Here is an 18884-nt window from a genome sequence, read left to right as displayed (position 1 = left end):
CGATTGTATGTTCAGTATTCATCAATGAGATTGATACACGTTCTCTTGCAAAAGATGCTCCTTGACCCGGCAACACTTGATTTGGCGGCATGCCTCTTGCTTCAATCAACATATCGCTTGGTAACGGAGAGTTGCAGTCCGAAAAACCGGACAGGTCGAGTTTAAACCATTTATAATATGTCCATAGTGGAACATATTTCGACCACCAACAGGTGACAAATAATAAAAGTATGCTTATTATTAAGTACGCAGAGATGTGTTCTTTGCACAAGTATTTTTCATATGTTTTTATAATTACTAACAATAAAGGGATGATCAATGATTCGTCATATTGTGATGTGGACTTTGAAGGAAGAAGTTGACGGTGTCTCTGCAAAAGATAACGCAGCCAAAATGAAAGAAATACTGGAAGCCTTGAATGGCCGTATTGAAGGCCTCAAGCATCTTGAAGTGAGCTACAATATCGTTGCCTCCGACCCTGAATGCCATATTGTTTTGTGTTCCGATCATGATGATGTCGATGCGCTGAATTTTTACCAGGACCACCCTGAACATCAGGCATGTGTGGCCTTTGTGAAGACCGTTGCGTCCAGTCGTAAGGTTCTGGATTACGCTGTCTAATGAGAAGACCTGGTGAAATAGCAGGAGCTGTTTTAAATAACTCAATAGGCTGAATGAATCCAAAAGACTGCGGTAATTATGGGGATATTGCCGTACCCGGGAGGAAGCTATGTCAATGCGCTTTGATCAAGAACGAAAACGAATTATTTGTCGTTGGGAAGAACCGACAAAAGTCGTGATGAACAAGAAGGAAGGGTATATCAACCGTTCTCGAATGATCACGGTCAAGGTGAACGATAATGGCAAATTGAATAGTAAGGACAGGAGAAGGCACGCGGATCATCCCCTGTTCCCTATCATCAGTCGTTTCAATCAGATGCTGAATACCATGGAGTGCCATCCGCATTGTGAATATGAATTCATGTGCGCTGTATGCGGTACCGTTCATGGGGTCAGCCCTCATTTTGATATAGAGAAGCAGGCTATTGTCTGGTTGTGCAAGGAACATCTGGACAGTTCTCCGAAGTTGGACGCCTGAGTCTGTCTTTCCTTTTAGGCTGGAGAAAGGGTGCTGCACAAACGGCCCCTTGTATATGAGATCTACACGAACGGCGTCCCTGAAAAGGGGCGCCGTTTTTTACCAGTGTTCAATTATTGTATATTGGTGTGCAAAAAATGAGCAGTTTGATGTGTCGCGTACTACACTCTGACGGTGTCTCAGCGCCTTTTGACGGGACAAACGGTGTGTTTCAGGATGGGCAGAAGGATTTGATATTCGAATCGTGATTTTTTTTGTCTCTTTTCATGAAAGAAGCCCCCTCGCATATGCGAGGGGGCTTCCTGATTATCTTGTACCGGCTTGTATTACATGAAGTAATAGGTGGCGGCGAGTCCCACCAGCGACATGGTGATGGTGTAGGGCAGGGCCAACACCACCATGCGACCATAGGAGAGCCTGATGACCGGGGCAAGGGCCGAGGTCAGCAGGAACAGGAAGGCCGCCTGACCGTTGGGAGTTGCCACGGACGGGATGTTGGTACCCGTGTTGATGGCGACAGCCAGCTTGTCAAAGTGGATCATGGTTGCTGTGACCTTGTCCTGAATATCTGCGGGCAGGGTCGCAATGGTGTCCGCACGGGCGATGACAGGATCGGTGAGGCGTTCCATGAGGGCTGCGCCATCAGCGACTCCGGGGAAAGTCCCGAGCAGGTGGGTAAAGTGCATCTTGGTTTCCGAGATATACACGGTTGCCACGAAGACGTTATCCGAGATCATTGAGAGTACACCGTTTGCAATATAGTAAGCGGCGAGCTGGGTGTGTCCATGCAGTGCCAGGACATAGTCCATGACCGGCTTGAACAGGTGCTGGTCGTGAATGACGCCGACAATGGCGAAGAAGACGACGAGCAGTGCGGTGAAGGGGAGCGCCTCTTCAAACGCGGGGCCGAGTTGGTGTTCGTCGATGAAGCCGTTGAAGGCCGTAAGCAGTACAATAACGGATAGGCCGATGATACCGACTTCTGCCAGATGCAATGCGAGGGAAATAATCAGCCATATACCGATAAGAGCCTGGATAACGAGCTTGGCCTTGCCGGTCATTCCGCGTTTTTCTTCTTCTTTGATGGCGGTTTCCAGCAGATGCGAGCGGATGTTGCCGGGCATGAGCGCGCCATAACCAAAAAGATGAAACTTTTCGACAACGATGCAGGTCAGCAGACCGGTGGCAAGCACGGGCATGGAGACAGGGGCAACGTTGAGGAAAAATGGAATAAAGTGCCAGCCCATTTCATGACCGATGAGCAGGTTCTGGGGTTCGCCCACGATGGTACAGACGCCACCCAGCGCGGTGCCGACAGCGCCGTGCATCATGAGGTTGCGCAGGAAAGCCCGGAACTCCTGCAGTTCCTGTCGCGCTGTTTCCTTTACTGTGTGGTCGGAGCTGAGATCGTGGTCTCCACTCATGGTCATGCCCGAGGCGTAGCGGTGGTAGACGTTGTAAAACCCGTAAGCTACCGCGATAATGACTGCTGTGACGGTCAATGCGTCAAGGAATGCAGACAGAAATGCGCCTGCAAAGCTGAACATCAGGGAGATAGCGATTTTGGAGTGCACCTTGGTCAGGATGCGGGTGAAGGTGAACTGCAGAAAATCCTTCATGAAGTAGATGCCTGCAACCATGAAGATCAACAACAGGATGACCGGGAAGTTGTTTGCCGCTTCATGGTAGACCGTGTGCGGGGTCGTCAGGCCAAGTAGGACCGCCTCGATGGCAAGTAGCCCTCCTGCGGGCAACGGATAGCATTTGAGTGCCATTGCCAGTGTGAAGATGAACTCGCCGATGAGCACCCAGCCCGCAATAAAGGGGCCGACGGTGAACATCAGGATGGGGTTGAGTACAAGAAATCCAAGAATGGACATTTTGTACCAGTTCGGCGCGTTGCCGAGAAAGTTTTTACCAAAGGCCTGTGTCAATGTTTGGGCCATATTTGCTCTCTCCTGGAGTCGATGTAGATACAGTAAAACAGTAAATGGTCAGACCTAGTCACCGATGGTCATTGTCGGATACATGCCTGCTTCCGGGCCAGACTGGAAAGGCTGGAGGATGTTGAAGCATGCGTCCTGAGTCTTCTGGGCGTGGCCGCGGGTTTCATCCGTTCCATCGTAATCAGATCCGTTTTCCTCGCGGATGTGGCTGATACGATGCCTGAATGCCTCAACAAAAGCCTTGCCGTCGCCAGTGAATGTGGCGTTGCCCAGAGTAAACCCTGTGGATTTGGCAAAGTCGCAAAGGCTCATGCTTTGTGTTTCCAGGTCTTCTTGCTTGGTCACATAGCCCCAGACTATAGAATTTACTGGTATCTTGATAGGTTCTTCTGCGTCAATTATAGTATGTGGCATGATGATGGAATCTCGACCGATAGTTATCTGATTCTCCTTGGTGCCGTGAACAAAGGAGTTGAAACCCACGAACACGTTTTTGCCGTTGTGTGTCCAAATGACTTTGCCTCCATGGGCGGTGACATTGTTTCCTTCATATATGGAATTTTTAATGTAGCAGTTTTCCTGCGCATTGGCACCACGGCCGATAACGGAGTTCTCCACATGAGCGCGTTGTACGATGAGTGTGTTTTCACCGATTTCACAATCCCCCTTGATGACCGCGTATGGGGAAACATAGGAGGATTCAGGGACTTCAATATCCAATTCCGGGGTGGCTGTTGAATAAATCGGAATGAAGTCTTCCTTGAATTCATCGACGTAATCAATGAATACGCCGGAGAGCTGTCCATTGTCGTCCAGCTTGACATATTTTTCTACAACGCCCTTGGGGTAGATGTAGTTGAATTCAAACAGACCGTTTGCTTTGACCCAGACTCTGCCCGGTTCAATGGTTACACGGGAAAGGTCGCCAGCTTGGACATATGCGAAATCGCCAATGATACAGTTGTGCATGACAGACAGGTCAGCAGTAGAAAATGCTCCGAGATATACGCCTTCTGTCGTGGTGCCATGAATGTTGGAGTAGTGCATGGCAACGGTATTCAGAATGCGGAAGACCTCGGGCACCTCCGGGTTTTTGGAGTGGTTGTGGACCAGTGTCTTGACCAGGAAAGAGTTGATGATGCGGATGACCTCGTCGTAGAAAAGCATTGTTTTGACGCCGTTGAATTCTACGATATCGCCTTTGCGCTTGAGTTCATCCCCACGAATATTCGCTTTGTAGAGTACGGAGCGGTCTACCAGGGTTTTACCCAGAAGGTAGGTTCCGGCCAGGTTGGAGTTGGAAAATTGAAAGCTGATGGGATGGTCCTCGGTCAATGCATAGAATGCATAATAGAGCAAATGGCGTTCACGCGGGATGGCGTTTTTGAGCAGGGAACGAACGTCAACACCCATTGGGCTTAAGTTCACGTTGACTCGGGACGCGATGTGATCAAAGAGAGCTTCGAGTTTTTCCATGATAGTATATTTTTGTTAGTGGTTGCTATATGAAACGGCTGCCGGGCTTTCACGCGTCAGCCATCTTGTTTTTGGCGCTATTGGGAGATTAGCCGCCTGCCGGCAAGGTTATGGGCATGCCCATGATTGGCCAGATGACGAGGACGGCAAGACCGACCACAGCCATAAGCAGGACGGAGGCCGGGATACCCCAGCCAAAGAACTCGCCAGTGGTAAACTGCCCGGAGTCGTAGGCGATGGCGTTGGGAGCCGCGCCAACAAGGAGCAGGAAGGGCATACCGGCAACCACCAGAGATGCGTAGAGAATGACCTCGGGAGCCACGCCGAGATAGGGAGCGATGACGAGCGCTACCGGTAGTGATATGGCGATAGCCGCAACGTTCATGATGAAGTTGGTCATCATCATTACAAAGAAGGCGATGGACATGACAAAGATGAACCAGTTCGCATCCTGGAACATGACCAGCCAGTTGACGGCCATCCATTTGGCTGCGCCTGTTTCCCACAGACAGAAGCCGATGGACATGGCGCCTGCAAACAGCAGAATGATGTTCCAGGGGATATCTTCAAGGTCTTTGAGATCAAGGATCTTGCAGACAAAGAAGAGAACCGAGGAACACAGGATGATGGCGGTCTTATCTACGGCTTTGAGCGCAGGGACGAAAGCGCGTGCGGACATGATGATAATGACACCACCCACAATTACGGCTGCAAGGATTTCGTCTCTGGTCAGTCCACCCATTTTTGCGTTAAGTTCACGGGCCTTTTCTCTCAGGCCGGGGATGCGGTCCTTTTCAGGCTTGCACACGACCATGAAGAACCCCCAAAGGAGAAAAACCATGGCCCAACCAATGGGGAACATATAGTAACTCAACTCGAAAAAACCGACATCAACATTGACGATTTCTTTATAAAATCCGAGTGCAACAGCGCCTCGAGCTGCTCCGAGCAGGGTGACGATGGAGCCTGCTCCAGCCACATAAGCCATGCCGATGAACAATCCTTTACCAAACTTTGTGGGCTTGTTGCCTTCGCCGTACAGAGCGTAAATGGCGAGCAGCAGCGGGTAGATGGTCGCGGCAACAGCGGTGTGGGCCATGATATGAGTGAGTGCCGCGGTAACCACGAATACACCCAGATAAATCATAGAGGTCCGTTCGCCGACGACGTCGAGCATCTTGTAGGCGAGTCGTTTCGTGAGTCCGGTCTTTGTGAAAACAAGTCCGATCATGATGGACGCGAAGATAAAGAGGACGGACGGGTCCATGAAGTCCTTGAAAGCCACCTTCGCAGGTCGGATCAGGAACATGACCTGGAGTATGCCGATCATCAGAGAAGTGATGCCGATGGGCACGACTTCAAACACCCACCATGTACCAGCCAACAGGAAGACGGCGATTGCGCCCTTGGCTTCCATGTTGAGAGGGAAATGTTCACCCATGGGGTCAATGGCATCCGGCCAGGCCGGCGAGAAATAGACTATGCCGAATAAAGCCACGCCCAGGAGCATGAACACAAGGCGTTTCCAGTCAAATGCGGGTTCAACAGTATGTGCAGTTTCCATTATTATCTCCTAAAAAAAAGCCTAGTTGGAAGCGCAGGCTGCCATACGACTCACGAGTTCATCGAAAACATCGGCCATTCGCAAAATGCCCACGATTGTTCCGTTGTCACGGACCACCAGGGGCTGGGGAGTGCCGATGATATACATGTGCACACCGTGCTCAAGCTTTTCTTCAATATTGATGTAATGGTCTTCGTCGGGAACTATCATTGCTTCCACAACTGGGATATTCTGGCCTTTATCGCACAACGTGGCGAGGCTGTCGGTCCACAGATTGAATTCTTTGAATTGATCCGCCACAAATCTGTTGGATAATATGTCGGAGTCCATGTCGCGTTGGTTCAACTTTCTGTAATTCGGCTCCAGGGCCATGATGATGCCAGACATGGTTACAACGCCTGCGAATGCGCCGTTTTCATCCACGATGATGATGTCACGATGTTTGCTTTCTTTAAGCACTGTGGCGACATCACTTAAACGGGCATCCATGGGAAGCGTTTGATAATCGCTCACCGGTGTCATCAAGTTTTTTACTTTCATTTGGTTCTTCCTCCCCAATTATTGGCACCCTTGCAGTGGGGCTATTCTCACTGCAAGGGCTCAGGTCTTCCCCATGTATAGAACTCAATACCTTACACACAAATACGGTCTACCATATCACGATTATACGGTGTTGACCTCTATTGCGTGAGAGGAACCCTGTAATTATAGATAGTAATTGCATCTATGCGTCAAGCGTATGTTGTGAAAAATAGCTCAAAGACAAAGTGAAACACTATGAAACAAAATGAACAGTTGGTATTGTTTCAATGTGCAACGGGTCGTAGATAAAGATGGCTAATAAAAGCTCTGATTTGAATCGATGTTTCCTATGATATATGCGTCGATGACGGCATCGACTGGACCGCATATATTATCAATGATTCCAAAGCCTTTTCTCTTAAGGAAATCATAGATTTCCTTTTCGATTCCCGCACAGATTATGGTTTGGATATTTTCAGACATGATCAGACGATACATGGATTCCGCTGAGGGGTTGTCCAAAAGCATGACTTTTTCTTTGATCTTGCCCGTGGTGCTTGTTTCAAGTGAGATTGAGACAATAAGCACATCGGCGGAGAGGTCAAAACGCGGTGCAATATTGTTGTCCAGAATGGGAATGAGGATCTTTTCCATAGGCGTCTCGTTATTCAATGCCGAAGTGTTTCATCTTGCGCCACAGAGTGCTTCGCCCCCAGCCCAGATGTTCGGCGGCGAGTTGTTTTTTCCCGCCGGTTTTGACCAGCGCATCCAGGATCATCTTGCGCTGGACGTCCTCCCATCGTTCAGGCGGGCCGCTACGGACGGCTTCCTGTTTGCGCTCCGGTGCATTTTGGGGAGGCTGATTGGCTGAGGAGGCAGGGCTGCGCAGCATGTAGCCGGGAAGGTGGCGCATACGGATGACCTGGGTGTCACAGAAGTTGACCGCGTATTCGATAAGGTTCTTGAGTTCGCGGATATTCCCCGGGAAAGGATAGGAGCGCAGCAGTTTGTCCACGTTTTTTGAGAACCTGTCCACGCGTTTACCAAACCGGGCCTGGAACATCTTGAGAAAGTGGTCCTGAAGCAGGAGGATGTCTTCGCCTCGTTCGCGCAATGGGGGCAGGTGGAGCCGGATGACATTGAGACGATAGAGGAGATCCTGGCGAAACAGCTTGTTGCGGACCATCTCTTCGAGATCCCTATGACTGGCGGCCATGATGCGGACATCGGTCCGCACCCCTTTTGCAGACCCCAACGGGTAGACCATATGCGCGTCCATGTAGGAGAGCAGCTTGGTCTGCGTGGACATGGGCAGGTCACCTACTTCGGCTATGAACAGGGTTCCGCCGTGGGCCATGCGCAGCCGTCCCGGCTTGGCCATGTCGGCACCAGGAAAGGCGTTTTTTTCATGCCCGAAGAGCTCTGATTCCAGCAGTTCGTTTGGCAGGGCTCCGCTGTTGACCTTGACGAACGGGCCGTCACGGTCTGATTCGTTATGAATCTCTTCTGCCAGCATGTCCTTGCCTGTGCCGGTCTCACCGGTGACAAGAACAGGGGAGTCTGTTTGCGCAATGGATGGCGTTCTGGAAAAAATCTTGCGAACCTGCGGGCTTCTGCCAACCATCTCACCAAGGCCGAAGACGGTGCTCGCGACTTTATCAAAAGCATGCCCGCCGACAGGGGTGAGGGTTTCGACAATGCCCTTCAACGTGCCGGAAGCGTCGAGCAGTGGAGAGATGGTGAGCTTGATGATGAATTTTTCTCGTGAGCGATTGATGATGTTCGCTTCAACGCTTCTGGTGCGGTATTCTTTCCATCCCACGCGCACCGGGCAGTTCTTCATGCAATAATCACAGCGCAGGGCATGCAGGCAGTCCAGGCCGATGACCTGCTCTCCATCCACACCGGTCAGTGACTCATAGGTCTTGTTGACTCCCAGGAGTTTACCGCTCGGGTCCATGAGAGCAATGCCCAGCGGCAGGGCATCCAGCAGGGGAGCGAGGGTGTCCTGGCCGGTCATGGCTTGCAGGAGATATGGTGAGTCGAGTAGGGGCATGGCCTGTCTGTGTCGATGGTTCAATCAGTTTCACGATGAATCATAATGAAACAACATTGCAAAGACAAGCGTTCTTGTGACCTCCAAGAAAAAAGCGGAGGCCCGAATGCTCGGACCTCCGCTTGTTTTATTGTGTGTGATCTGCGCTATTCGTTCATCTCATCTATAAGCTGGCGCAGTTCATTGGACAGACGGGCCAGTTCGTTGATGGCTTCGGCCGACTGGTTCATTCCTTCCGCTGTCTCGGAAGCAATCAGGTTGATGTCGTCGACAGCCCGGTTGATCTCTTCGGAAGCAGCGGATTGTTCTTCGGCTGCGGTGGCAATGGATTGCACCTGACCGGAGGTGTCGTCCGCGTAGGCCACGATGGCATCAAGGGATTCTTCGGACTTGTTGGCCAGATCCGTGGCTTCTTCCACCGCACTGGCAGCGTTGTCCACGGACTGGATGTTGTCGGCGGCTCCGCTCTGGATGACCTTGATGGCGTCACCGACTTCCTTGGTGGCGTCCATGGTCTTTTCAGCCAGCTTGCGGACTTCGTCTGCAACAACCGCGAAGCCTCGTCCGGCCTCACCGGCTCGGGCAGCTTCAATGGCCGCGTTGAGCGCAAGGAGGTTGGTCTGGTCGGCGATATCTTCAATGACGTTCATGATCTGACCGATGTCCGTGGTCTGTTTGCCCAGCTGATTCATGGACCCCTTCAGAGTGTCTGTGAGGTCATGCACCTTGCGGATGGCCGAGATGGCATCCTTGACCACTGTGGCGCCCTCCTGCGCCTGAGAACGGGCATTGGAGGCGGATTCGGCAGAGCTTGCGGAGTTTCTGGCAACCTCAAGGACCGTGGCGTTCATTTCTTCCATGGCCGTAGCTGTCTGGGTGGTGCGGTCGCGTTGGACATCGGCACCCTGACTGACCTGATCGGCCTGGGACGAAAGCTCGTCTGCGGCAGAGGTGACCTGCTCGGCAATGAGTGCGGCCTCTCCGGCCACTCGCTGCATCTTTGTCAGCAGGTGGGAAGCCTTGACCTCCTGTTCCTTGGCTTCGTTCATTGCGGCTTCCGCAGTGCCCCTGGCTTCTTCGGCTTGGTGTTTTTGCTCCGAGGCTTCGAACATTTTGTTCTTGAGATTTTCAACCATGGTCGAAATGGCGTTTTTGACCGTCGCAAGCTCGGCAACAAAGCTGCCCTTGGGGGTCGCGTCCAGATCGCCATCGGCAACAGTCTGGGCATAATTCCTGATGTTGTCCAAAGGTGTGACAATGTTCACCTTGACCAGAATCCAGACAAAAGCGGTGATGGCAAGCAGGATCAGGATGGTTTCACCAGCGGCGATCAACTCGGCCTTGAGGATCTTGGCCTTTGCCGCTTCAAGAGAGGAGACTATTTCGAATGCGCCGTGGATTTCACCAGCTTTCCAGCCTTCGAGTGTGCCGCCGGTGGGGTCCTTGCTGCCTTTGGGGTCACCGTGGCAATACAGGCATTCCTCGGTCAGGCGAATGGCGCGGAAGAAATGGATCTGATGATCGGCAACGATGACTTTTTCATCGATGTTCTTTGCCTTGAGTTCTTTCAGAACTTCCAGCTCAAGCGGCGTAGGTGTGTTTGCCGGATTGCGTGGCATTATCTTGGGAACACGAAATTCGTAGTTCAGCTCTTGGGCTTTCCGGCGCGCCATGTTGATGGCGGTGATGACGGGAACGGCTTCAAGCAGTTTTTCCTTGCTCTTGAGTTGCTCGAAAGGAGTGATGATTCCCATTTCAAGCTTCTTGGCCATTTCTTCGCGGACAGCTTCAGCCATAAGCACGACGGCCCGGCTTTGGCTGATGATGTGCTCTTCGCCTGTGGATTTGATCTGATAAATGTGCTGTCCAGCCAGGAGCAGACCAACAACGATTGGTCCAAGCAGAGCCAGAGATAACACTTTCCACTTCAAGCTGATGTTTTTAAACATGACATCCTCATTCGTTTATTCCATTTCTCAACTGGGTAGCAATATCGGCATTTTTTTAAAAGTATAATAAATGCGGAATCTTTTTTTATCAGAAAAACATGTGGTTTGCCATATGAATCAATCTTTTTGATATCACCTGGCCGTTTTGGTCCAATACGGTTTTACCGGGGTTAGAATTGGAAATAGAGAAATTCACTTGGCAGGTTTGCTGACATGAGGATCAACGCCACCGTACCGAAGACGGCAGTATAGAAGGCACCGTATACAGGGGAAGGGCGGCACTTGTTTGCCCACTCGTGTGAGTTGCGGAAGAAATGATCCTGCAATGTAAAGAGGATGATGACCAGCAGATAACCGGAGAAGTCGATGCTGCCGGATAAGAGGGAAGATACGGCTCCCCATGACTCTGTGCTGAACTGGGTCATACGCAGCAGCAGGGCATTGGCTGTGCCGAAATCCGGTGCGCGGAAGTAGACCCAGGCCGTGTTCACGAACAGGAATGTGAACAACCAGGCTACGGGTTTTGGGAGGTGAAATGTTCTGTGTTGCACCCAGCGGTGGACGACCATCCCGGCTCCGTGCATGGCTCCCCAGGCCACGAAAGTCCAGCCTGCGCCATGCCAGATGCCGCCGATGAGGAACGTCAGGAAAAGATTGACGCAGGTCGGTATGAGTCCGCCTCGGTTGCCGCCCAGCGGGAAATACACATAATTACGCAGAAAGCGGCCCAGGGTGATGTGCCATCGCTGCCAGAATTCCTGAATGTTGAGCGATAGATAGGGAGAATTGAAGTTCCAAGGCAGCTTGATGTCAAACAGTCGGGCCGAGCCGAGGGCGATGTCCATGTAGCCCGAGAAGTCGTAGTAGAGCTGAAAGGTGTAGGCCAGGCTTGTTTTCCAGGCTCCCCACACGCTCAGGGCGGCTACGTCGTCATACCCGTCACCCACCCAGAGGCCGAGCTTGTCGGCGATGATGATTTTCTTGATCAGCCCGATGGCGATGAGAAACAGGCCCGCATGGATTCCGGACCAGTTGATTTTTCGTTTCGGCAGTTCCTTGAACTGGGGCATCATTTCTCTATGGTAGACAATGGGACCGGCGATGAGCTGAGGGAAGAAGGTCACGAACAGCATATAGTCCGTGAAGCTGTAATTCATCTCCCGATCCCGATAGGCATCCACCAGAAAGGAAATCTGTTGGAAGGTGTAGAAGCTGATGCCGATGGGTAGGATTATGTTCAGGGCCGGGGCGCTTGCGCCGAAAATGTGCATGACGTTATCAAGCACGAATTGCGAGTATTTGAAGTAGGCAAGCAGTCCGAGGTTGGTGACGAACCCGACCATGAGGTAGAATCTGCGCTTGTTCGATGTGGCGACCAGTCGTCCCAGGATGAAGTTCGCACAGATGGAAAAGCCGATGAGCGACAGGTATTTGGGTGCCCATGAGCCATAGAAGACCAGTGAAGCCAGGGCCATGAATATGTTGATGAGCTTGCTGCTGCCGAAGAGCCTGACAATATAGAACCCAAAAACGACAATGGGCAGGAAGACGAAGAGATATTGTATGGAGTTGAACAGCATGATTACTTCTTTGCCGCCTGTTCGAACGCCTTGACTACATATGGCTCAAGGATATCCGCCGCTATTTTGTTGCCCACGGGACTCCAGTGGTCATCGCAGACGAAGAAGATATCTTCGGCAGAGTATTTTTTCGCAGTCATTTCTTCCAGCATGTCGCAGTAGATGAAGCCCAGCTTTTTGGACAATGCTTCAAATTTTTGGGTCAAAGGCGTTTTGGTCCCATCATACTCGTCGAAATCGGCTTGGGTGGCGATGGAAAAGACCACTACCGGTTTCCCGCTTGCCTCGGCAACGAGCTGCTCCAGGCTGTATTGTATGATGTCCCAGTCCTGCGGCCTGAACTGGTGATAGGCAGAGTGGTTGCGTCCGGGACTGTCGTTGAAATCCGCCACCCAGCGGGGTTGTAGTTCATAGTTCCTGATCCGATAGGAGCCGAGGTAGCGCATGACGCGATAGAAGCTGGAGCATTCCCTCAGGGTGAAGTCGAAGCTCTTCAGCTTTTGCGATCGTTTGGGCCGGGTATACAACTCATCCTGTGTGTATATCAGCTTGAGGTCGGGGTATTTGCCGACAAGGTATGGCCTGCGCTGCTTAGCCTTGCCGCCGACACGGGCGTAATCATTATCCTTGAAATCATTGTGCGGCAGGATGCCGATCATGACCACATCGTGATCAAATGTTTTGGCCACGTATTTGTATTGGAGCCACTCCTGAACGGTGCCGAATGTTCCAGCGGTGCCGAAGTTGAGCATTTCCTTGTTCAGATCGAGTTCAATGTGGTCCGTGAGTCGGTCGCCTATCTCGTTTCCCCATCCTTCCACAAAGGAATCGCCCAGGACAACGGCGCGGGGCTTGTCAGACCGTTTGGTCCGTTCCGGGTCGCGCATGCCGAGGCTGTTGGCGTGGTATTCCACGACAAAACAGGACTTGTTGTGCAGGAAAGAGGAGTTGGGCTGGTGCCATGTCCCGAAGTGGGTGTCGAGGTTGGCCCAGAATTTGACGTTTGCATCGACGAATCGGTAGGTGGGCAGGGGGATATTCTGATTGAAATAAAGGATGTAGAACCAGCAGCCGATCTCGATGAAGAAGAGGAAGCTGATCAGAAAGATCGCTGTTTTTTTGAGCAAGGCGGTGGCTGACTTCATGGGCGATAAGAGACTGATGTTCCGGTTTGTTGAGTCGATGTTTTTACGTACGCACGGGTTTAAGTGAATTCAGGGGGGCTGTCAACGCGGTGTCTGTCGCTTCTATTGTCTTCAATGTGTTGAAAAAACTGCGTAATTTGCTTCAATGGCAGTCTCGTCTTGCAATCCGGGGGCTATCTGATCGCATCGTGAGCATGGTGCTGAAGTGAAGAGGCTGTCATTTTTGGTTCGTTGGGACCAACCAGTACGATGGCGATATCCATGACGTTGGTACGGGTCGGGCCGGTTTTGAGGATGGTCCCGACATTTGAGAGGAAATGGTAAGCGTCATTATTGGCTAGGTGTTCACGCGCGGCACGTTCACCCCGTTCGGTGACCGTGTCCGGGAAGATCAACCCGCCGGCGGCGTCTGTGGGACCGTCCGTGCCATCTGTTCCAACACAGGCCAGGGCGATCCGCTCACGGCATTCCGCTCCGAGCAGCTTAATGCCAGCGGCCAGTGCCAGCTCCTGATTGCGACCACCCTTGCCGTTGCCTTTGATGGTCACAGTGGTTTCGCCTCCGTAGAGAAGGCAGATGCGCGTATCCTCACTGTGTTCTCCGCAGGTCGCTATGGCCTTTTCCACCAGCTTTTTCGCGACATCGCGTGCTTCACCCTGTATGGCCGCATCCACAAGTATGGGCGTGTACCCCAGCTCCTGTGCGGTTTTTGCCGCGCCGGTCAATGCCATTGCGTTGCCTGCGATGATAACGTTTTGTACACGTTCAAAACATTTGTCTCCGGCTTTGCATGTCTCCGGCGCTTCCCCGGCACAGCCTGCGGCAATGATCGTGGTGACCGCCTCGGGAATACCGCTGCACAGGGCATATTTGTCGAGGATGGCCTGACAATCCAGAAAGGTGGATTCGTCCGGTGCTGTCGGTCCTGAGCCGATGACGTCGAGGTAGTCGCCTATCACATCGGATATGATCAGCGTGATTACGGTCGCCGGTTCGAGGGCCTTGGCCAGATGTCCGCCTTTGAAGAGGGAAAGATTCTTGCGTATGGCGTTGATTTCATTAATCGTCGCGCCGCATTCAAGCAACGCTCTCGTGGTCGCTTGTTTGTCCTGTAGGGTCACAGGTTCTCTGGGGGCGGGTACAATGGCGCTGGCTCCGCCGGACAGCAGGCAGAAGACCAGGTCGTTCTCCGTAAGGCCTTTGGCAATGCCGAGGATGTCCTTGGACGCACGTTGGCCCGCCATGTCGGGAACAGGGTGCCCGGCTTCCATGACCCAGGTTTTCTTGAGTTCCAGGCCGTGCCCGTATTTGGTGGCCACGATGCCGCCGTGTAGCAGATCCCCGAGGAGCTCTTCCAGCTTTTTGGCCATGGAGGCAGAGGCTTTACCCGCGCCGACCACGATTATACGTTCATAGGAGGTGAGATCGTATTCGGTTCCTTCCACCGTAAGGATGTCGCCGGTACGCTTGAGCGTGTTCTGCATGGCGATTTCAGGGGAAACGGCATGAATGGCACTGTCGATGATACGCAGGAGGTCCTGCTTTTTGGCGCTGTATTGTGTCATGTGGCCTAACTGTCGTAGAGTTCAGGGTTGAGGCAGGTCTCTGGCTGCCGACCTTGGAGCATGGCAATGAGGTTGCTCGCGGCAAGAGTCGCCATGTTCGTTCTGGATGATTTCGTTGCTGAACCGATGTGCGGCAGGACGACGACACTGTCAAGACTCGCCAGTCCCGGTGCCATGTTCGGTTCGTTTTCAAAGACGTCCAATCCCGCGCCCGCGATTTGCCCTGTTTGCAGGGCTGCGACAAGGTCGTCCTCCTTGATGACCGGCCCGCGCGCCGTGTTGATCACATAGGCGGTTTGCTTCATTTGTGCGAAGGCTTCGGCATTGAACATGTGCCGTGTCTGCTCCGTCAGCGGGGCATGGATGGAGATGAAATCGGCTTCTTGCAGCAGCGTGTCGAAGGGGACGAGGCTGGCTCCCAGTTGCGAGTCCAGTATGTCGTTCCTTCTGCCGGACGAGCTTGTGTACAGGACCTTCATGCCAAACCCTCTGCTCATGAGCGCCGTGGCCGTGCCGATACGGCCTGCACCAACAATGCCGAGGGTCTTGCCGCTGATGTCGCCGCCGATGAACTGGAGCGGTCCCCAGCCTGACCACGAGCCGGAGCGCATGACGGCATCCGATTCCACGACTCTGCGGGACACGGCGAAGATGAGCGCCCATGCGCATTCTGCCGTGGCGTCCGTGAGTACGCCCGGCGTGTTGGAGACCGGCAGGTTTCGTCTGGTGGCTGCTGCCACGTCAATATTGTCGAAGCCTACGGCGTAGTTGGCATACCCTTTGAGTTGCGTGGCCGCATCCATAAATTCCGCATCGATCCTGTCTGTGAGCAGTCCGATGATGCCGTCATAGAGAGCCGCTTTTTCAAGCAGGGTTGCGTGCGGGAGAGGTGCGTCTTCCGGGTTGACGTCAACATCTGCCACTCGGCTCAGGAGGTCGATGCCCTCCTGCGGAATCTGTCTGGTGATATATACTTTGAAGCGGTCCATTGAGCAGCCTTTATGGGTCAGCGATTGTGCGGTGAAAAATCTGTTCAGGCTGTGAACGAGCGGAACGCGTTCGTGCACAGCGGACTCACAATACTGTTGGACGCCGTAAAATGCACGCCTTTATCTTCTGCCGCCGGACGCGGGTCCGGTTAGTTCTTGGTAGCCCTTTGCAATAAGTGCCTTTCGCGAGAGCAGGGTGTGGTCGATGTCTCTTTATATGTAGGGGGTTGTTTAATCGCAGCTTTTTCCTGTATGATTAGGCGGAGAATGTACCTATGCCTGAGAGGTCTTGATGAAAATTGCCGTTCCGTGCTCCGAACCGAATCTGGACAGTAAGGTGGGGCGTCGGTTGGGGACCGCCGCGTATCTGCTCATTGTCGAAACCGACGATATGTCCTTCGAGGTTTTGGACGGGCCGCCTCCCTCATCCGCGCCCGGGGCGGGAGTGCAGGTCATATCGCTTGTCGTGGACCGGGGCGCGCGGGCCATTCTGGTCGGCTATGCCTCGCCGCACATCATCAAGGCCATGAGGAGACAGGGGATCAAGGTCATGACAGATGTCTCCGGGGTTGTCAGGGACGCCGTGAGCGAGTTTATGCAGTCCCGCTTGAAGGGGACGACTGCTGTTTCGGACGGAGAGCCCGCAGGGGAGTGGGTGGAGGCTATCGGCAAGGGGCTCAAGCAGTTTCTGAATATGGTCCCCCGGATGGTCGGCGTGGTTTTATTGTTGGGATTGTTCCGGGGATTTGTGTCCGACGAGACCCTGCTTTCGCTGTTCTCGGGGTCGCCGCTTTATGATTCATTTCTGGGAACGAGTCTGGGCAGTGTCATGGCAGGCAGCCCGGTGAACAGTTATATTATCGGCAAGAATCTGCTGCATACCGGGGTCGGAGTGGCCGGCGTCACGGCCCTGATGCTGGCATGGGTTAATATTGGTGTCATCATACTGCCTGCGGAGTCTGCGGCCCTTGGATTTCGTTTTACGCTGGTACGTAATGTCGCCAGTTTCGTCATGGTTGTCCTGATGTCCTTTGTCATGGCCCTGTTGATAGGGTGGCTGGCATGACTCGGGGGACAGCTACAGCAATTCATGCCTATGTGAAACCTGTACTCAAGGCGTCCATTTTCCCGCTGATCGTGGCCTGCCTGTATGGGCTGGCCTTTCTGTTCTCACCGGAAAAGACTGAAGCTGCCTTGTTGATCAGTGGTTCCATTTTTCGTCAACTCGCCCTGCCCATCTGTCTGGTGCTGTTTATTATGGTGGCGCTCAATCGCTTCCTGTCGCCCGTGGTCATAACGCGCCTTCTCGGACGGAGTTTGGGGGTCAAGGGAGTCCTGCTCTCATCTTTGGCAGGCATCCTTTCCATGGGACCTATTTATGCTTGGTTCCCGTTATTGCAGTCTATCAGGGAAAAGGGGGCCTCTCCATTTCATCTGGCCAACTTCATCGGCTGTCGTTCGGTCAAACCCATTCTTCTGCCCGTGCTGGCAGTCTATTTCGGCTGGCAGTATACGGCGTGTTTCGTGGGGGTGAGTCTGGTGGGAGCGTTGACAGTGGCTGTCGTGGTCAGTGCGTTTTCCGGTACGCATAACAGGTAACCATGTTGACGCGTCGTGCGTATCCCCTCCGCCAAGGGGAGTGTCGGCTCTGGTGACTTTATCCCGATGGCGGAGGTGATGGATTGCTGTTGTGCGTCTTATGGAGGGCCTGCCTCTTTGAGATCAGGCCTTGCCGTCCACAAGGGTCGCAGATTTCAGTTCATCCGGCAGGCCGAAGAGCGTATCCGTGAATTTGACGTACCAGGCTGCGGACTGGACCTGGATGATGTAGGCCATTGCAATGACAAGGGCGGCGTCCGATCCCTGAGGGCCGAATGCGTTGATGGCGATGGCCAGTGCAATGGAGAGGTTGCGCATGACAGAGCCGTAGACCAGCGCGATGGCGTTATCCCGTTGCAGGAAACAGCGACCGACCATGGTGCTCAGGGTGAAGTTCACGCCATACAGTATGATGAGCGGAACGAGGATGTTGATAAGCACTTCCGGAGCAGCGGCGATGGTCTTTGCCTTGAGAGCCAGAGCCACGAAGACTATCCCCAGAACGCCGAGAGTGGACAGCAGGGGAAACTTCGGTCCGATGGCGGTTTGAAACATTTTTTGTCCATATCTGCCAACAAGATAGCGCTGTGTTGCATAGCCCAATGTCATGGGCAGAAAGACGATGTAGAGTATCTGCTTGAGCACGGCCATGAGGTTGATCTCAATGGTGGTCCCCATGAGTGCCTTGACAAAAAACGGGGTCGCCAGTGAACCGCAGATGAGGCCTATGACCGTCATCTTGACCGCGGCGGACATGTTTCCTTTGGCGAAGCCGGTCCATGAGATCGTCATGCCGCTGGTGGGTACCAGTCCGGCCAGCAGCAGGCCGAGGGCCATGTAGGGCCTGTCCGCGAAGAAAAAGCTGCCGAAGCCAAAGGCCAGAAACGGGATGATGCCGAAATTGATGAGCTGTGTTAGAACCTGCGCCTTTCCATCACCCCCCTCAAAGACCTTTTTGACCTTCAGGGTCACCATCATCGGGTACACCATGAGAAAGGTGAACGGGACAATCAATCCCTTGATCCACGAGGCATCGGCCGACATGCCGTAGGCAAACCCGGCGGCCATCATGACGGGAATGGCAATGGTCAGATTTTTCGTTGTTTTCTGTAAGAATCTCCACATGGTATATACTCCTTTTGTGATGGCGATCAATCCTGTCCGGAGTCGCCCATTTCGATGTCCCTGCAATCGGGGTCGGAGCAGCAGGGGGCTTCGCCATCTCGGAAAATCGTGATGCCAAGCTGGGTCGGTTCGGCAATAAAGCGTCTGGCACATTCCGGGCAATTCACGTAAAACGGGGCGAAATTGCTGTGAGTGCTGACGGTTTGTTCTCCTGAACAATACGGACAATTGATTGTAACGGTACTCATGGGAACCTCCTGCCTGTTCTT

17 protein-coding genes are annotated in these 18884 nt (G+C 52.9%); 4 read left to right on the top strand and 13 right to left on the bottom strand.

The genetic code is table 11. The features are described from left to right. Window positions 1-318: 318 nt before the first annotated feature. Window positions 319-621 carry a Dabb family protein gene (locus SRBAKS_RS05280; protein WP_229594447.1) on the top strand — a complete coding sequence of 101 codons (303 nt, stop codon included), beginning with the start codon at window positions 319-321 and terminating at the stop codon, window positions 619-621. Window positions 622-736: 115 nt separating this feature from the next. Further along, window positions 737-1099 carry a hypothetical protein gene (locus SRBAKS_RS05275; protein WP_229594445.1) on the top strand — a complete coding sequence of 121 codons (363 nt, stop codon included), beginning with the start codon at window positions 737-739 and terminating at the stop codon, window positions 1097-1099. A gap of 326 nt (window positions 1100-1425) precedes the next feature. Here SRBAKS_RS05275 and nhaB read toward each other — a convergent pair whose 3' ends face one another. From nhaB to SRBAKS_RS05220, 11 genes are all read right to left on the bottom strand, one after another. Next, window positions 1426-3045, bottom strand: coding sequence for a sodium/proton antiporter NhaB (gene nhaB / locus SRBAKS_RS05270; RefSeq protein ID WP_229594434.1), 1620 nt, complete (start codon window positions 3043-3045; stop codon window positions 1426-1428). A gap of 54 nt (window positions 3046-3099) precedes the next feature. Beyond that, window positions 3100-4521: a transferase gene (locus SRBAKS_RS05265; protein ID WP_229594432.1), complete on the bottom strand. Its 1422-nt coding sequence runs from the start codon at window positions 4519-4521 to the stop codon at window positions 3100-3102. An 88-nt stretch (window positions 4522-4609) separates the two neighbouring features. Then, entirely contained in the window at window positions 4610-6085 is a 1476-nt protein-coding gene (locus tag SRBAKS_RS05260) for an SLC13 family permease (protein WP_229594430.1), read from the bottom strand. A 21-nt stretch (window positions 6086-6106) separates the two neighbouring features. Further along, window positions 6107-6625 (bottom strand): CBS domain-containing protein, encoded by a 519-nt coding sequence (locus SRBAKS_RS05255; protein ID WP_229594411.1) that lies wholly within the window; start codon window positions 6623-6625, stop codon window positions 6107-6109. Between the two features lie 297 nt (window positions 6626-6922). After that, window positions 6923-7261 carry a dinitrogenase iron-molybdenum cofactor biosynthesis protein gene (locus SRBAKS_RS05250; protein WP_229594390.1) on the bottom strand — a complete coding sequence of 113 codons (339 nt, stop codon included), beginning with the start codon at window positions 7259-7261 and terminating at the stop codon, window positions 6923-6925. A gap of 10 nt (window positions 7262-7271) precedes the next feature. Beyond that, a complete protein-coding gene (locus SRBAKS_RS05245; RefSeq protein WP_229594388.1) occupies window positions 7272-8663 on the bottom strand; it encodes a sigma-54 interaction domain-containing protein in 1392 nt (463 codons plus the stop codon). Window positions 8664-8809: 146 nt separating this feature from the next. Continuing rightward, window positions 8810-10612, bottom strand: a complete 1803-nt coding sequence (locus tag SRBAKS_RS05240; protein ID WP_229594374.1) for a methyl-accepting chemotaxis protein — start codon at window positions 10610-10612, stop codon at window positions 8810-8812. Window positions 10613-10782: 170 nt separating this feature from the next. Beyond that, window positions 10783-12192, bottom strand: a complete 1410-nt coding sequence (locus SRBAKS_RS05235) for an MBOAT family O-acyltransferase (protein WP_229594364.1) — start codon at window positions 12190-12192, stop codon at window positions 10783-10785. A 2-nt stretch (window positions 12193-12194) separates the two neighbouring features. Beyond that, window positions 12195-13337, bottom strand: coding sequence for an SGNH/GDSL hydrolase family protein (locus SRBAKS_RS05230; protein ID WP_229594362.1), 1143 nt, complete (start codon window positions 13335-13337; stop codon window positions 12195-12197). A 173-nt stretch (window positions 13338-13510) separates the two neighbouring features. Then, the gene (locus SRBAKS_RS05225; protein ID WP_229594360.1) at window positions 13511-14902 is read right to left on the bottom strand and encodes a glycerate kinase type-2 family protein; all 1392 of its coding nucleotides are present in this window, start codon (window positions 14900-14902) and stop codon (window positions 13511-13513) included. A 5-nt stretch (window positions 14903-14907) separates the two neighbouring features. Next, a complete protein-coding gene (locus SRBAKS_RS05220) occupies window positions 14908-15891 on the bottom strand; it encodes a 2-hydroxyacid dehydrogenase (protein WP_229594358.1) in 984 nt (327 codons plus the stop codon). Between the two features lie 292 nt (window positions 15892-16183). On the opposite strand from SRBAKS_RS05220, the gene SRBAKS_RS05215 reads away from it, so the two are divergent. Beyond that, entirely contained in the window at window positions 16184-16957 is a 774-nt protein-coding gene (locus tag SRBAKS_RS05215; RefSeq protein WP_229594356.1) for a NifB/NifX family molybdenum-iron cluster-binding protein, read from the top strand. Beyond that, on the top strand, window positions 16954-17490 hold the full coding sequence (locus SRBAKS_RS05210; RefSeq protein WP_229594354.1) for a hypothetical protein: 537 nt from the start codon (window positions 16954-16956) through the stop codon (window positions 17488-17490). Before SRBAKS_RS05215 ends, SRBAKS_RS05210 begins: the two co-directional genes overlap by 4 nt. Window positions 17491-17613: 123 nt before the next feature. Here the strand turns inward: SRBAKS_RS05210 and SRBAKS_RS05205 are convergent, their stop codons facing one another. Together SRBAKS_RS05205 and SRBAKS_RS05200 are read right to left on the bottom strand one after the other, a co-directional pair. After that, the gene (locus SRBAKS_RS05205) at window positions 17614-18615 is read right to left on the bottom strand and encodes an arsenic resistance protein (RefSeq protein WP_229594352.1); all 1002 of its coding nucleotides are present in this window, start codon (window positions 18613-18615) and stop codon (window positions 17614-17616) included. A 26-nt stretch (window positions 18616-18641) separates the two neighbouring features. Beyond that, complete coding sequence (locus tag SRBAKS_RS05200) at window positions 18642-18863, bottom strand: hypothetical protein (protein ID WP_229594350.1); 222 nt, start codon at window positions 18861-18863, stop codon at window positions 18642-18644. Window positions 18864-18884: the final 21 nt, after the last annotated feature.

Origin of the sequence: Pseudodesulfovibrio sediminis (assembly GCF_020886695.1) — a bacterium.
Classification (GTDB): domain Bacteria; phylum Desulfobacterota; class Desulfovibrionia; order Desulfovibrionales; family Desulfovibrionaceae; genus Pseudodesulfovibrio; species Pseudodesulfovibrio sediminis.
The sequence above is the reverse complement of the archived record's forward strand: the minus strand, read 5'-3'. Positions and strand labels throughout refer to the sequence as shown.

Bases quoted from the DNA above. Each gene is read 5' to 3' on its own strand.
- SRBAKS_RS05280 (WP_229594447.1), top strand. From the start codon at position 319: ATGATTCGTCATATTGTGATGTGGACTTTGAAGGAAGAAGTTGACGGT.
- SRBAKS_RS05275 (WP_229594445.1), top strand. From the start codon at position 737: ATGCGCTTTGATCAAGAACGAAAACGAATTATTTGTCGTTGGGAAGAA.
- nhaB (WP_229594434.1), bottom strand. From the start codon at position 3,045: ATGGCCCAAACATTGACACAGGCCTTTGGTAAAAACTTTCTCGGCAAC.
- SRBAKS_RS05265 (WP_229594432.1), bottom strand. From the start codon at position 4,521: ATGGAAAAACTCGAAGCTCTCTTTGATCACATCGCGTCCCGAGTCAAC.
- SRBAKS_RS05260 (WP_229594430.1), bottom strand. From the start codon at position 6,085: ATGGAAACTGCACATACTGTTGAACCCGCATTTGACTGGAAACGCCTT.
- SRBAKS_RS05255 (WP_229594411.1), bottom strand. From the start codon at position 6,625: ATGAAAGTAAAAAACTTGATGACACCGGTGAGCGATTATCAAACGCTT.
- SRBAKS_RS05250 (WP_229594390.1), bottom strand. From the start codon at position 7,261: ATGGAAAAGATCCTCATTCCCATTCTGGACAACAATATTGCACCGCGT.
- SRBAKS_RS05245 (WP_229594388.1), bottom strand. From the start codon at position 8,663: ATGCCCCTACTCGACTCACCATATCTCCTGCAAGCCATGACCGGCCAG.
- SRBAKS_RS05240 (WP_229594374.1), bottom strand. From the start codon at position 10,612: ATGTTTAAAAACATCAGCTTGAAGTGGAAAGTGTTATCTCTGGCTCTG.
- SRBAKS_RS05235 (WP_229594364.1), bottom strand. From the start codon at position 12,192: ATGCTGTTCAACTCCATACAATATCTCTTCGTCTTCCTGCCCATTGTC.
- SRBAKS_RS05230 (WP_229594362.1), bottom strand. From the start codon at position 13,337: ATGAAGTCAGCCACCGCCTTGCTCAAAAAAACAGCGATCTTTCTGATC.
- SRBAKS_RS05225 (WP_229594360.1), bottom strand. From the start codon at position 14,902: ATGACACAATACAGCGCCAAAAAGCAGGACCTCCTGCGTATCATCGAC.
- SRBAKS_RS05220 (WP_229594358.1), bottom strand. From the start codon at position 15,891: ATGGACCGCTTCAAAGTATATATCACCAGACAGATTCCGCAGGAGGGC.
- SRBAKS_RS05215 (WP_229594356.1), top strand. From the start codon at position 16,184: ATGAAAATTGCCGTTCCGTGCTCCGAACCGAATCTGGACAGTAAGGTG.
- SRBAKS_RS05210 (WP_229594354.1), top strand. From the start codon at position 16,954: ATGACTCGGGGGACAGCTACAGCAATTCATGCCTATGTGAAACCTGTA.
- SRBAKS_RS05205 (WP_229594352.1), bottom strand. From the start codon at position 18,615: ATGTGGAGATTCTTACAGAAAACAACGAAAAATCTGACCATTGCCATT.
- SRBAKS_RS05200 (WP_229594350.1), bottom strand. From the start codon at position 18,863: ATGAGTACCGTTACAATCAATTGTCCGTATTGTTCAGGAGAACAAACC.